This window comes from Fervidobacterium sp. (genome assembly GCA_026419195.1).
Classification (GTDB): domain Bacteria; phylum Thermotogota; class Thermotogae; order Thermotogales; family Fervidobacteriaceae; genus Fervidobacterium.
Window position 1 is genome coordinate 1 of the sequence record JANZZV010000015.1, and the last position, 15,118, is coordinate 15,118.

Genomic DNA, 15,118 nt, shown 5'->3' on the forward strand with positions numbered 1-15,118 from the left:
GTTTTTAATCCTCCTATTTTTACAAACAATTGCTGCAATGTCTTTGGTTCATCTGGTTCGAATACAACTTGACTTTGTCCTGTAAACCCACTTACTCCCGTTGTCTGACTTTGCATCACAAAGTCTCCTGTTAGGTAGACTTTAAATTCTGGGTATTTCTTTATCTCCACCACATCTTTGTCTTTTAATGTATACGATTCGAGTTTTGTTTTATCAACCGCATTTCCATTTATCTTTATGCTTTCTATCCACTTGAATTGATCTGTTTTTAATCCTCCTATTTTTACAAACAATTGCTGCAATGTCTTTGGTTCATCTGGTTCGAATACAACTTGACTTTGCATCACAAAGTCTCCTGTTAGGTAGACTTTAAATTCTGGGTATTTCTTCACTTCTATTATGCATGCGTTCGTTAGTTTCACTTCGTTGGCATTTTTTAATACGTCCTTTGCATATTCTTTTGAGCCCACATTAGGAGTGATAATATTAATTTTTTCAATCCATTTTTCATATTCCTTTTCTATTCCACCCGCTTTAGCAATCGCAAAAGCCAACGTCATTTCTTCATCTGCATTAAAAAACTGTACTCCTGGGTTAAGTACATAACCGACTACATAAACATATCTATCATCACGCTTTGGAATGTAAAGTGTTGCACCAGGCTTTAGCTCGTAATTTATCCTTCCATTTATTACATTTTCAAGATTCACTAAAACGGGCTTATTATCGATTGTAAGTACAGCATTTTCTATTTGTACTTTTTCTTTATCGAGAGGTCCTAATCTTAACAACAACGTCCTTAAACTCATGCCCGGCTCGTAACCAGTAGTGAGGTTATATGCGCCTATTACTATTATTTTTTTATCATCTGTTAGAGATGGGAGGTAAATTATATCACCCTCCGATATAATTGGGTCATTTGCCAAGTATTCACCGTAGAGAAACGGTAAAAGATTGTAAGTTGTTGGTTTTCCACCTCTTATCAGCTGAACTTTAGTAAAATCGATATCTCTTGTATTTCCGTCTTTCGCTGTTGTAGTCGTTTTCATAATATCCAAGCCAGTAAGAGACAAAACTTTTGTTAAGGTCAAATTGGGAATATAAGAAATATCTATAGCTTGATTTACTACTCCTTGTAGAAAAACATATCTTGGCGCATATTTCTCGATGTAAACTGTTACAATCGGGTCTTTGATTATCTTTCTCAGTCCTTGCTCAATTATGGATTTGACCTGATCAACAGTTAGTCCTACAACTCTAATAGTACCGACATACGGGTAAGAAATTGTCCCATCGGAAGACACCAAAAAAGTTTTGCTAAGTTCCTTTTGACCAAAAACATCTACGGATATGTAGTCTCCAACACGTATACTAGAAAAAGCTAAACTCAAACAAAAAATTACTAATGTTATGACTGTGTACCTTCTCACGTTCGTACCTCCCTTTTTGAGTACTTTTTCGTTTCTATTTTACCACAATACAGTTCGGTAAAGTTATTTTTGTTTAACGTCAATTTTAAATCTTTTGTTTGACTTCCGATAATATATATGGTAATATTCATTCAGTGAATGAATAGAGTCAGTTTCCCGAACAAAGGAGGGACGAAAAATGGGATTATACGAAAAGATACTTGGAAGGCAGGCAGTTGTAGGTGTTATCGGAATGGGATACGTTGGTCTTCCGTTAGCTGTGGAAAAGGCAAGGGCAGGTTTTAAGGTTATTGGTTTTGATATTCAGCAAAAGCGCGTTGATATGATCAATCGCGGGGAAAATTACATCGGTGATGTCGATGACGAAGAATTGAAAGAACTAGTAATTTCCGGGAAGTTGAGGGCAACGACCAATTTTGATGAGCTTTCAAATTGTGATGTGATTAGTATCTGTGTACCAACTCCTCTTGATAAATTTAAACAACCTGATTTAAGCTATATAATTAAGAGTACCGAAGAAATTAAAAGACGATTAAGAAAGGGACAACTGATCGTGCTTGAAAGTACCACCTACCCAGGTACAACGGATGAGGTTGTGCTTCCAATACTTGAACAAACAGGACTTAAGGTAGGTAAAGATTTTTATCTTGCATTTAGTCCCGAGCGTGTGGATCCTGGTAATCCCCGGTATAAAACACGTAATACACCAAAGGTTGTGGGGGGTATGACTTCTGAGTGTACAAAACATGCCGTTGCTCTTTATGAGAATGTGCTTGAAGCAGGTGTTTTTCCGGTTTCCTCACCAAAGGCTGCGGAGATGACCAAAATTCTTGAGAATACTTTCAGGCTTGTAAATATTGCGCTTGTTCAGGAGATGACAAAGATTGCAAATAAAATGGGAATTAATATCTGGGAAGTTATAGATGCTGCAGCTACAAAGCCTTTTGGTTATATGCCATTTTACCCCGGACCAGGCATTGGTGGGCATTGTATACCAATCGATCCATTTTATCTTGTTTACAAGGCAAGAGAGTATGATTTGCATATGATGCTTGTTGAACTAGCGGGAGAGATTTCAGATGGTATGCCTCAGTATGTTGTCGAAAGATTGGCTGATATACTAAACGATAGAAGAAAGTGTTTTAATGGCACGAATATATTGTTGCTTGGCGTAGCTTATAAAGGTAATATTGATGATTTACGTGAAAGTCCAGCACTAAAAGTGATTGAGTTGCTAGAGAAGAAGAAGGTAAATGTTTATTACTATGATCCATTTATTCCAGAATTTGAGCATAATGGAAAGCACTATAAACGTTGTGAATTAACGGACGAATTTTTGAAAACCATCGATGGTGCTGTCATTACTTCAGGACATACGATTGGCATTGATTACGAATATATAGCCAAACGCGTTCCTTTTGTGTTCGATACAAAGAATGTTACAAAAGGAAAGTACGAGAATGTAATACTTTTATGATCAAAGTTACTTCAATTCCAAAAGCAGACCGTTGGTCTGCTTTTGTTTTTAACTATAAATCGCAATGTGCTTTTAACAGCATGTCCTATGAATTTATTATGGACACATGATATAATATAGTTATTGCTAAGCTTTTTAAAGAGGTGATGCTGAGTGAAAAATTTGCTTTTGAGAAAATCAATATTTTCAATCCATTTTTTATCTTTATTAATGTTATGCATTGCGTGTGCTTTTCTTTTTTCGTCATGTGTAAGGAGTAAAGCAATGGAATCAAAGCAAACAAATTATCCTAATCAAGATTTTAATAGCAACTTGTATGAAAACAGGCTAATTGTTGGTTATTCTTCGGAAAAATATATACATGATATAGTTCATCTTTTAAATGGGAATATGATTGTACACATTCCTGAATTAAAGGCTTTTTCAGTTGAAACAAAAGAAGCTGTCGAAGCAGTCTTTGAGAAGTTGAAGAGCTTAGGGGATTTGTCTGCTTACGGAATAAGATACGTTGAACCTGTGTATAAGAGATTTCTTGCACCAGTTCAGAAAACTAAGTCAGGGATCAAGATTTCGAAAAACAAAGAATTAGTAATGCCTTTCAAAAGTAATTATACAAACGAAACGCTTGATTTTTACCTTTGGGGGCACAGAGCTATCGATGTAAAGCAGTCGTGGGATGAAGGTTTTGAAGGTAACGAAATAATCATTGCCGTTCTTGACACAGGAGTAGATGGTACGCACCCAGATTTGGCAGGACAGGTTATAGAAGGGTATAGGCCAAAAAGCGGTCAGGTAATTCAGGCGTATTCAGATTCTTCCTTTGGAGGAGCTCACGGCACGCATGTTGCAGGAATTATTGCCGCGAAAAAGGATGGCAAAGGTATTGTTGGTGTGGCTCCAAAGGCAAAGATAATGCCGATAGTTATATTTGATGAAGGTGGTTGGTATGTTGGAGACGATTTTACGGCAAGAGGTATTGTTTGGGCAGTTGACCACGGTGCAAAGATTTTAAGTAATTCTTGGGGAGGACCCGGTTATTCGCAGTTGTTAAAAGATGCATTCGATTATGCTCTCGAAAGAAATGTAATAGTTGTAGCCGCAGCAGGTAATTCTAGTTCGTCTCAATCTTTTATGTATCCGGCAAATTATCCAGGTGTTATTCAGGTTGGTGCTGCCGAATACAATGGTGGTGATATAAAAACAGCTAATTTTTCAAGTAGAAGTCCTTCCTTATCCATCTCCGCGCCAGGGGTGAATATATTATCAACAATGCCACAACAGGATTCCTACGGTTATGATAAAGATTCTTTTCTAAGTAGTGATAACAACGGCTATTATGGATTTATGTCCGGTACCTCTATGGCTACACCTTATGTTTCTGGTCTTGTTGCCTTGTTGTTACAGAAATATCCACAAGCTAAACCTTGGCAAATCAAAGGCCTAATTGAAAAATCTGCGCTTGATATCGACGAGTCTGGAGTGGATGATAGGTCAGGGTACGGATTATTGCAAGCAAAGGCTATCAAAACAGATATCTCTTCAAGCGGTGGTACAAACTTTTTTGTTAAAGTAACAGATGCTTATGAAAGTTGGAATATACCATCAGTTTTCATAACTTTGATAGGAACCCCTGAAAGCGGTCGAGTTGTTAGGTATTTTGCAAAGACAAATAAGGATGGTGTGGCTAAATTTTGTAGTATACCAACTGGAAAATATGATATTTTCTTAGGTGGTCCGGATAGCCAAGAAAGAACAAATGTCTCGAGTTTTCCAAGGTTATGTTTCAGAAAAGCCGAAGAGAGATTTTTGAAGTTTGAAAAAATTGTTGAATCTGATTCTGAAAGCATGTTGGTAAAGTTGAATTCAAGTGCAATCTTGAGTTTGACAAATAAACCTGAAAAAATTGCTGTATACTTTGAAAAAAACAACGGCCCTGATGAAATAGTTGTTGAGCGAGTGGTCGATTTTTCATCCGTATCTTCATACGATTTCTCTGACCTTAGTGGAAAATACAGAATAAAGCTAGTAATACCAGAAAAAGCTACTTCAAATTTAGTTATAAATGGTGAGATAAGGCTGAATGGAAAAATAATCTCTGTAACTGGTACAGTATTGAAAGGTAGTGCGGAAACTATTTTGAGCGATAATGTTTCAGAATGGTGGACGGTGTTTGGAAATGGGCAATAGATTCTCAAAAAAATCACCAAAGAGCAGCGCTTTGCAAAATATTATCTTAACTTCACTTGCATGGTTACTCACCACATTTGCGTTGATTGCATCAAGTAGCTGTGCGAAGCTAATTCAAAGTTATTATGGTTATGTAAGAATAGTGATAACAGAGTATAATTCTGGTCCTGTGGTAAAAGATGCAACTGTTATTTTAGATACAAAAAGCGGAAGAATATCGAAAAAATCAAATGATAGTGGTATGGTGATATTTGAAAATTTGGAACTAAACTCCGCATACAAGATAGAAATACAAAAAGAAGGATATGCGAATACTGTTATTGATATACTGTCTTTGCATTCTTCAATTAATCTAAATACGACTTTGAGAAAGCCAAAGTTCGATCCCGCAGCAAAAAGCAACATACAGATAGGTTTTTCACTTTATGATTCGGAAATGAAAGGAACTAAATATGTCAATGACAAGGATGGGGTTTATAGAATCGTTCAAAAAGGTCGGATTTATATAGAAGCGTGGGCAAGAAGTGATAATGTTAAAATATCACATATGTACGCAAAACTCGGAAATCCACCTGGTGCTGAAGCACTGACTTCGCCAAGAATTTACAACGCAGGGGATAAATTAAACGGAACTATTGATACATCACCATTCAATGGAAAAACCTACTTGTTTATAGATGCTTACGACGAGAATGATAACAGATATGAAATTATTGTTCCGTTGTACTTTATTGGTTTGGTTGATTTAAGAGTTACACCATATTACGTCGAATACAGTAAGCCCGCGATTTATGGTTATAATATTAACTCTCAAGTTAAGTATTACAATAACGCATCGAAATATTCAAATTCTTATGTAGTAATTAAATGGAAAAAATGGGAAGAAAGTTCTCAAAAATCACGTACAGACAAACCAGTAGGCTATGCTGTGTATCGTTCGTTTGACGGGAAAAAATTCTCCAAAATAGCTACTGTCAATGGCAATATGAACATGTTTATAGATTCTTCTGGGGAAATCACCTACGGAAAACGCATTTGGTATGCTGTGAGTAGTGTTTATGGATCTTTCGAAGCTTCGAAAACAACATTGGGTAGTGTCATAGTTTTACCTCTCTTTGGTATTTCAAACGTTCAACCAGCTGATAATTCAGTCGATGTTTCAACAACTCCAGTATTTTCTTGGAATTTTGTTGGACTTGAGGAATACGATGGTCTTGTGACATATTGGTACGACGTCTGGCTTTACGATATGAATGTGAATAAAAAATACCATTATCCTGTGAACTCAGAAGGACAAGTTATCTTTAAATCAAAGGATAAGAATGTACGAATTGAATTTTCAGATTACAGTTGGTATAATCTACCTGATAAAAAGCTCCAAGCTAACAAACCCTACGAATGGGGTCCTGAGCTTATTGCGGCTATCTGGGAAGATGAAACAAACAATTCGATTTCTACGTGTATTGTTTGTGACTACAATGGTGTTATCTCGATTTCAGTTATTCCTCCAGAAAAGTACTACCTTTTTGTAACCAAAGGTGAATGAATTACTTAGCCAAGCCAAGTACAAATAATCTTATCGTACCAGATTTCGTTGGTGTTCCAGCAGGTTGATATGCCCCTGTCACAATTCGTGGATCATAAACATACGATTTGTAATAGCCTGTTAAGGTTTGACCTGTTGAAGGATTGAATGTTCCTACGGGTCCTCTTAAGTTTTGCATAATACTGCCAAAAACGAAAAGCTGTTGGTTTGAACTGCCAGTGTTGTAGTTATCCACTGTAAACGAACCATCGAAGGCAAAGATACTACCGAAGAGTTTCATATTGTTGAGTTTTTCTATTATTCGTACGTTTTTTTCACCAACTAGATTTAAGGAAGAGGTCTCACCGAAAGAAAAGAAATTCTTTATTTGATTGATTTTATTTACTGATATTTCCTCGCCGTTGTTGCCGTGTTCATTAGCGGTGAATAAAGTGCTGTACGTTTGTGCGGGAATTAGTCTATCTGCTATCAAAATATCATTTTCAGAATAGAGAGTGTAGTTACCCTTATACGTCGAGAGCTTTGTGGGACCATCTACAGTCATATTCCCAGTAGAATAGATTATTCCATTGAAATTGAAAACAAACTCTTCAGGTTGTCCACCACCTTGTCTTCTTAAGCGAGCTCTTGGAGGTCCTGAAGGTTCCCATGTGATAATGTAATCAACGTTACCTTGTGATATCTTTACATCATAATTTGAGCCACCTTGTCCGTGATTAAAACTTACTGTAATATCACCGGTAAATCTCAAACCAGTTAAGTTGTTGGGATTATTTTTTGCATAATCGTAAGTATTCACAAGTCCACTTATTGCAGCTTTATACTCTTGTTTGATCAAATCAAACCTCAATGCATCAACATCTTGTTGAGTCAAGATCTTGTAAGGTGGATTACCTCGTAAATCTGCAAACGTTTGATAATTAGAAACAGGAACAATATTTCCATTTTGATCCTTTATTCCAAGTACCTCAATAGTACTCAGAAATGTAGGGCGCCCACCTGCGTTGTTTATGTTAATATAATCATGTGTTCTCAACGGTCCATCTATGAGCTCACCGGATTTGAAAAATATTGTAGAACCTGTTGGAAGCTTTTCTTTGTTCGTGAAATAAATGTATTGATTAAGCAGTTTTGAACCAACGATACCGTATGCATAGGTTACTCTATCACCTTTCTGAACCTTTGAGACCAAAAACAAATTTAACTTAGAAATCTCAAATGCGTACAACTCTACAGAGGAAAGTTCCCTAGATTGTTTGTACCGCTGTATTTCATTTGCCAAGGTTTGGTCAACTGAAAAATTCGATGATGAAGTGAAAGAGAGTATTTTGTAAACAGAGTTTCTTTTGACATTTTGCATTACAAACGTCTTCCAACTTTCGTTCAGCTTGTTCATGTAATCATTATCAAACCAATTGGGTGTATCTGAAGAAAATGACACGTTAAATCCTAAGATTCCTATGCTCCTGCTTCTTAGATAACCAATTCCGGAATTAAGTACGTTGAGAGCGTCGGTGTCAAGCTGAACAGATACGCTCATTTTTACAGCGTTATTTCTGTAATTCTGAGCAATTTCGTAAATTGTAAGCAAAATTATACTCGAAATAACAAGAAAAATAAGAACAATCGCTGTGGCAAAACCTTCTTTAAAATTATTTTTCATTTTACCACCATCCATGAATTAATTCTTTACTTTATTCAATTCCCTTCACTCAGCGCAGTCATGATAGGAATTAAATAGGGTCTAAATCTAATACTCTCAGGTTCTATACTCATCAGTATATATTTTTTCCCCCGAATATCTTCAAGTGAGAACCTAACACTTCTCACCAGATTCGATATGCTTGCTATCCTTTTTCCATCAAAAACAATCTCTGAATTCTCAATTCTAAGCATTTTTAGTTGTTTTACAACAGAAGTACCGACTGGAACAAAAAAATCTAACGTTAGTGAACTACCATTTGCCGATACTCTATCGGTCCAAACACTTTGAGATAACAGTAAGTCAACTACGTGCACTATCCTTTGAGCTTCTGCAGAGAATTCTGAATACAATTTTTGCTGGTTAAGCACTCGTAATGTTATATCAAAAATCAATCCAAGCATAGCAAAGATGATTGTAAAAACAATCATTGCTGCTATCAAACCAGATAAGCTTAAATCCACAATTCGCACCTTCCCTTAGAAAAGTTCAATACGCTCTGTATTTATAGACGGTAAAATATTTTACTTTATTAGCCAAGTACTCTATTTCAAATGTGAATTTATCAAAGTAATTACTAACGTTGCTGAGTGCAACACTTCTGACTTTTGGATAGTTTATCGGGTTATTGGTACCATAAAAGGCTCTGTTAACGTCTTCTACAATAGTTGAAAAATCTGACTGAATATAAACCCATCGGGCTATAAAATTCTCAAATTCTGTGGTTTTTTGCATGTTCTGAATTGAAACTATTGTGAGTAAAATACTTGATAAACCTGATGCAATTGCTAAGAAAATCAACGATATCATGAATACAGCAACTATACTCTCTATCAATGAAAAACCATTCTTCATGTAACCTCTCCTTTCCTCTGCTCTAAAATATTAGACATTCTTAGGCGATAATTAGTTTGGTATTCAGGAAAAAATGACAAGAGGTTGAGAAGATGGAGAACATTTTTGTCGAAAGCAATGAATTAAGAAGTCAAATTGAAAGGCAATATAAAAATATCTTAGCACAAATTAAACACTTAGTCCAAACACTCAACGAAGTTGATTTTGTAAATAGATTGGCTAAGATAATATACACCAGCACATCAGTAATTGGTGTTAGGATAATGACACCATCGTATGTCAAGATAGTTGGAAGACCTAAAGGAATTTCTTACAACTTTTATTCCCAGAATATGATTTTGGTAATTTATTACTTCTCATTACCAGAAAAAGAAAAAAACAATATAGAAACAATCTTCGAAATAGCAGAGGTGCATCTAAACAATATTGTTGAACACAACAACTTTGTTAAAAGCACATTTTTTGATAAACTAACAGGTGCTTATACTCGTCAAGCTGGGCTTGAGATTATTGGGAAGATATTCGAAAGTATAAAGCGTGGACAGAAAAAGGGTTATCTAGTTTTCATTGATGTAGATGACTTAAAAAAGTACAACGACAAGTACGGTCACCAGAAAGGTGATGAGTTGCTTTTAAATTTGTCTAAAACCGTGCTTTCAAACATACGAAAAAATGATATCTTTATTCGGTATGGAGGGGATGAATTTTTACTGTACATAGACTCTACTCAGCCTGATAGTGTTGTAAAAAGAATTGTGGAGATATCGAGTGTAAAATTTTCATATGGGATTGTTAATTTAGAAGAATGCTCATCTATTGATGATGCAATTCAAAAAGCAGATATGAAAATGTACGAATTTAAAAATACAAACAAGAAATTAATCAGTCAATATGCTATTGCCGAACAATACACTCTTGATTGATTTTCTTAATGTTTTCGATTGAATTATTCTCAGTTCCATAAACCGCATTTTAAACTTACTCGGATAGTCTTATCCTTTTCACCCTATTCATCACACATTCCGCAGTTTTACTTTCCTTAAAGACTTAAGACTACTGTTATTTTTCCTCAAATTTTTCCTACAAGCAGGGTTGTCTCTTGATTTTTTAATTCTAACATAATGTTTATACGAAGGTTATATTAATTTGCTCTTGATGCAAAAGAGTCGGTGTTTGTCGTATTTTTCAACAAGGAATTATCTCATTTGAATGTTAGTATCATTTGATGATTTTTCTCAATTTATTGCGTGATTTTACTTTGCTTTGAAAACGAAGTGGCAGTAGAATATCTTTAGCAAGCTTAACTTTTTCGGATGATTGTTTACAATATAAAACAAATAGTTCTGAGTTCTTTTTCTTGAAAACCTCGTGGTATAATAAACACAAAGAATAGTTTGAAAAATAGTCTGGAGTGATCAAATTGGGAAAGGGAAAGTTTTTATTTTCACTTACTAAATTATTTACTATCCAACGTTGGAACAATAGACCAGCTATAATACGTTTTTCTGAAGCAGACAATTCGTTTAACACACTCTTTTTGTCCTTCCTTTTTAAAACAATTTTTGGTGGAGATATAGAAGAGAGCCTACGTTGGAGACTTGCACGAGAACTTCCGAAGATTGTACTTTCTGACATATCACTTCAGTTAAAAGAACGCATTGAAAGATTTTCACCAAAAGTTTGGAAAGAATTGGCTGAAAAGTCGGTAGAAGAGCTTAAACACTCAGTTGATAGTGAAGCCATTGAGTTGTTAATTTCTGAGGGAACAGAAAATCCTGTTGATAAAATTGCCGATCTTTATGTAAGCTACTTAGAGGCTTTTGAGAATGGTAAGATATTTGACTATTCCCAACCATTGAGAGAGTTAAAAGAAAAAATAGATAAATTAAAAACAAAGTTTGATAAAAATCAAACGGAAATGCTTTGGAACATAGCAAATTACGTTTGGTCTTCCATACTTAACCTAACAGCGATGATAAGATGGAACAGAACACATAGGAACGTCAGAACTACCGTTTCTGGTCACTCCTTCCTCGTTGTTACTATAGCATACCTAATCGCCAAATTGGTAAGATTCCAAAACGTAGAAGATGTAATAGTTAAGGGTATTTTACATGACTTCCCCGAAACATTCACTGGTGATGTTATAACACCAACGAAAAAGAAACTACCAGGTTTTGACGAACTTGTAAGTACGGTTGAACGTGAAATGATAGTTGAATGGATAGATGGAAATAACTATCTACAGCCAATTCGGAAATACATAGAACATTTCGTGAATCCTTTTACGGGAGAATCTGGAAATATAGTGAGGGCTGCAGATTATTTTGCTGCACTTCTTGAGTGTGCATTGGAAATCTACTCTGGAAACAAGCAGGACATATTCGTAGATAACTTTTTCACTTTCAAAAGGTTGATAAAGGGCATATCGCCGTTGGATGTGTCTGAATGGATAGATGAGATAGAATCTGAATCAAGAATTATTTAAGAGTAACAGTATATAGATCTTTGATCTAACGCTTACCAATGTTGCAAGAAAGGAGGTATTTTTCTTGGTAGATTTCAAAATGACAAAAGACGGACTTGTACTTTACGTAAAAGATTACACCGATATTCTTGAGGTTTTACAAAAGATAGAGGATAAGATAAAAAGCATGGGTAATTTCTTTGCAAAAGGTGACAAGATAATGTTACTTGTCGAGGAGCATGAAAAGCACATATCTGATATTCCAAAAATAGTTGCAAGGGTTCAGGAACTCGGTTTGACAATTTCTCATGTACTGATGGGTTCTGAAGGAACAAATGAAGTGATAGTAAAAAGGAAAATTGATATGGTTAATCAAGGGGATACCAGGTCAGGAACAAAAGTGGTAAAGAAAAACCTTCGAAGTGGTCAAAGCATCATACATTCTGGTGATGTGTTGTTGATAGGGAATTTACATGCTGGAGCAGAAATTGTAGCGGGGGGAAGTGTAATAATATTTGGACGTTGTCAAGGTACGGTAAGAGCAGGTATAAATGAAGGAAGAGAGTCAATTATTGCAGCCCTTTCATTTGAAGCTCCATTTGTGCAGATTTCAGATTTGAAGGGTACGTTTTCAGAAAAACATGATTATCCATGCGTATTGTACGTCAAAAGTGGTAGAATAGAAATAACAGAATTTGATAGAAAAATGGGAGGGATAAGCCTTGAGTGAGAATGAAAAAAAGTTTTCAACAAAAGATTTGCTTTTAAAACTTACAAGTATACCCGGACCTTCCGGATACGAAGACGAGGTTCTCGGCGAAATAGAAAACATAATGAAATCGTATTCTGACGAATGTTTTAGAACACCAATGGGTAGCTTAGTTTGTGTGAAAAAGGGGATCGGTCAAAAAATAGCCTTTTTTGCACACGCTGACCAAATTGCGTTTCTTGTTGCTAAGATATACGAAGATGGCTTTTTAAGACTTTCCACCATAGGTGGTTGGGATCCGAAGACTATTATAAGCCAAAAAGTATGGATACACACGAAAAAAGGCAAGCTAAGAGGTATTGTGGGTTTCATGCCTCCGCACCTTCAAACGACAGAAGAATCGAAAAAAGTTCCTGATTACGATCATTTGTTCGTTGATGTTACAATGAACCCAAACTGGAGAGAGATAAATATCGGTGATCTGGTGACAATTGATGTAGAAGGTTTTGAGAAAAATGGAACGGTATACGCTCCAGCAATCGACAACAGGGCAAGTTGCGTATCAATAATCAAAGCTGCTGAATTTTTATCAAGAATGAAGACAACAGCACAGGTATATTACATATTCTCTACTCAGGAAGAAATCGGAGGTCCTGGTGCTAAAAGTGGAGCATATATAAGTGAAATAGAATACGGAATAGTCATAGATGTTACTCACGGTGATGAAGATATACCTGGCTTCCCAAAAATAAAGATGGGAGAAGGACCAGCGATAGGAATTGGACCTGTAACAAACAAAAAGTTTGTTGAACATATCCAAAAAGTAGCCGCAAAGTACAACATAAAAATCCAAATTGAACCTATTCCATCAAGATCCGGAACAGACACAGATGAGGTACAACTTACAAGAATAGGTGTTAAGACAGCATTAGTTTCAATACCATTAAAATATATGCACAATCCTTATGAAAAAGTTTACATAAAAGACTTAGAAGATACTGCAAAATTACTCGCATTTACTGTGACAGAACTTTCCGAACTCGAGGAGGGAAAATCATGCTGAAATATTTAAGAGACCTAACAGAAATAAAAGGTGTTTCCGGATACGAGGAAGAGGTTAGAGAATATATAAAAGAGCGTATAAAAGAAAAAGTTGATGAAATACACGTAGACAGAATGGGAAATCTAATAGCCCTGAAAAAAGGCAAAGGAAGAGGTAAGAAAATCCTTCTTGATGCCCATATGGATGAGGTTGGATTTATGGTAACTAATATAAACGAAGATGGAACATTATCTTTTGCACCAGTTGGGGGGGTAGATGCAAGAGTAGTGATAGGCAAGAAAGTACAAGTAGGTAAAGAAATCGTAGGTATCATAGGTTACAAGGCTGTTCACATTCAAAAAGATGGTTTGATGAATACACCAAAATACTCAGAATTAAAAATCGATATTGGTGCGAAGTCAAAACAGGAGGCAGAAAGAATAGTAAAAATAGGTGATATGGTGGCATTTACAACGCAGTACGAAGAAACAGAAGATTTCATAATCGCAAAAGCGCTTGACGACCGATGTGGATGTAGCATACTCATGGATATAATAGAACAAGATATCCAGCCACAGGACGATATTTACTTTGCATTTACCGTTCAAGAAGAAACAGGGCTAAGAGGCCCAGCGATAATTGCTGAACAATTAAGTGTGGACATAGCTATTGCAGTGGAAACAACAACAAGTGGGGATGATCCAGAACTTGAAAAACAATTGTGGTCAACACATCTTGGTGATGGTCCAGCGATAACATTTATGCACAGTGGTTATGTTGTTCATCAGCAAATATTTGAAAAACTTGTAGAAATTGCCAAGGAAAAAGACATACCATTTCAATACAAAATGAGGACAGTGGGAGGTACAAACGCAAGAAGATACGCACTTACAGGTATTGCCTCGGGAGTGATATCAGTACCAGCAAGATACATCCACAGTCCCTTGTCGATGATAAATAGAAAAGATTATGAAAATACGATAAAATTGATTACGAATTTGGTAACGGAATTGTGATTAAGTAACTTTTAAACTAACACCAAAATCAATTATTTGCTATAGAAAAACTTTATGTTATAATAAATGAGAAAACCTTTATTATAGAAAACAATCTCACATTTCTATAAGGGGGGATTTAAGGTGAAAAGAAGATATTACCTTCTTGTGACTGTTTTGGTTTTTTCACTATTTCTTTTTACAAATTGTGCACAACTATTCAACCAACCACCGGATCAGTTATCTAACGAGTCATTAGTAGCCAAAGACGGTGCAACGAACCTTGACATTGAAGGAATAACCTTGAAATGGAAAGCAGTTGATCCAGAGGGTCAAAGTTTGAAGTACGATCTCTACGTTGGAGAAGGAACGAACCCAAGTTCATGGATAATCCAAGAAAAAGACTTGACAAAAGAAGAGTTCACACTGAGCAATCTGAAACCAAACACGACTTATTCTTGGAAGTTTGTTGCAAAGGATCCTCAAGGTGCATCAAAAGAGAGCGCTTTGTATAGGTTTACAACTGGCAAAAACTTATACAGTTTCATGACGGTCGAGTACCGTTCAGGTGGTCCAGAAGAAAATGTTGATGTTAGTTTCTACAAAATGGACGGTACACTAATCAAAACAAAAAAGACAGGTCCCGATGGAATTGTGAAACTTGCAAGCGATGAAAACGAAATTAAAGTTGTTGCAAAGAAATACGGC

13 protein-coding genes are annotated in these 15,118 nt (G+C 35.8%); 9 read left to right on the forward strand and 4 right to left on the reverse strand.

Translation table 11 applies throughout. The annotated features are described in order from the left end of the window. Positions 1–1,430: polysaccharide export protein (locus N2Z58_09250; GenBank protein MCX7654843.1), on the reverse strand; the 1,430-nt coding region annotated here is incomplete at its 3' end. A gap of 178 nt (positions 1,431–1,608) precedes the next feature. Here N2Z58_09250 and N2Z58_09255 point away from each other — a divergent pair. The 3 genes from N2Z58_09255 (at position 1,609) to N2Z58_09265 (ending at position 6,640) form a co-directional block, all read left to right on the forward strand. Beyond that, the gene (locus N2Z58_09255; GenBank protein MCX7654844.1) at positions 1,609–2,907 is read left to right on the forward strand and encodes a nucleotide sugar dehydrogenase; all 1,299 of its coding nucleotides are present in this window, start codon (positions 1,609–1,611) and stop codon (positions 2,905–2,907) included. Between the two features lie 153 nt (positions 2,908–3,060). Then, on the forward strand, positions 3,061–5,094 hold the full coding sequence (locus N2Z58_09260; GenBank protein ID MCX7654845.1) for a S8 family serine peptidase: 2,034 nt from the start codon (positions 3,061–3,063) through the stop codon (positions 5,092–5,094). Continuing rightward, positions 5,078–6,640, forward strand: coding sequence for a hypothetical protein (locus N2Z58_09265; protein MCX7654846.1), 1,563 nt, complete (start codon positions 5,078–5,080; stop codon positions 6,638–6,640). Before N2Z58_09260 ends, N2Z58_09265 begins: the two co-directional genes overlap by 17 nt. A gap of 1 nt (position 6,641) precedes the next feature. Here the strand turns inward: N2Z58_09265 and N2Z58_09270 are convergent, their stop codons facing one another. From N2Z58_09270 to N2Z58_09280, 3 genes are read right to left on the reverse strand one after another with little or no spacing between them, the layout of a single operon-like run. Beyond that, positions 6,642–8,303 (reverse strand): hypothetical protein, encoded by a 1,662-nt coding sequence (locus tag N2Z58_09270; protein ID MCX7654847.1) that lies wholly within the window; start codon positions 8,301–8,303, stop codon positions 6,642–6,644. A 35-nt stretch (positions 8,304–8,338) separates the two neighbouring features. Then, a complete protein-coding gene (locus N2Z58_09275) occupies positions 8,339–8,806 on the reverse strand; it encodes a hypothetical protein (protein ID MCX7654848.1) in 468 nt (155 codons plus the stop codon). 25 nt (positions 8,807–8,831) lie between these two features. Beyond that, on the reverse strand, positions 8,832–9,197 hold the full coding sequence (locus tag N2Z58_09280) for a type II secretion system GspH family protein (protein ID MCX7654849.1): 366 nt from the start codon (positions 9,195–9,197) through the stop codon (positions 8,832–8,834). Between the two features lie 92 nt (positions 9,198–9,289). Between N2Z58_09280 and N2Z58_09285 the strand changes: the two genes are divergently transcribed. The 6 genes from N2Z58_09285 to N2Z58_09310 form a co-directional block, all read left to right on the forward strand. Next, positions 9,290–10,120 (forward strand): GGDEF domain-containing protein, encoded by an 831-nt coding sequence (locus N2Z58_09285; protein MCX7654850.1) that lies wholly within the window; start codon positions 9,290–9,292, stop codon positions 10,118–10,120. A 488-nt stretch (positions 10,121–10,608) separates the two neighbouring features. Next, positions 10,609–11,685: an HD domain-containing protein gene (locus N2Z58_09290; protein ID MCX7654851.1), complete on the forward strand. Its 1,077-nt coding sequence runs from the start codon at positions 10,609–10,611 to the stop codon at positions 11,683–11,685. Between the two features lie 64 nt (positions 11,686–11,749). Continuing rightward, entirely contained in the window at positions 11,750–12,394 is a 645-nt protein-coding gene (minC, locus tag N2Z58_09295; GenBank protein ID MCX7654852.1) for a septum site-determining protein MinC, read from the forward strand. Next, positions 12,387–13,436 (forward strand): M20/M25/M40 family metallo-hydrolase, encoded by a 1,050-nt coding sequence (locus N2Z58_09300; GenBank protein ID MCX7654853.1) that lies wholly within the window; start codon positions 12,387–12,389, stop codon positions 13,434–13,436. The genes minC and N2Z58_09300 overlap by 8 nt, the downstream gene beginning before the upstream one ends. Continuing rightward, positions 13,430–14,431, forward strand: a complete 1,002-nt coding sequence (locus N2Z58_09305) for a M42 family metallopeptidase (GenBank protein ID MCX7654854.1) — start codon at positions 13,430–13,432, stop codon at positions 14,429–14,431. The genes N2Z58_09300 and N2Z58_09305 overlap by 7 nt, the downstream gene beginning before the upstream one ends. Before the next feature lie 123 nt (positions 14,432–14,554). Next, the coding region (locus N2Z58_09310; protein MCX7654855.1) for a fibronectin type III domain-containing protein at positions 14,555–15,118 on the forward strand (564 nt) is incomplete at its 3' end.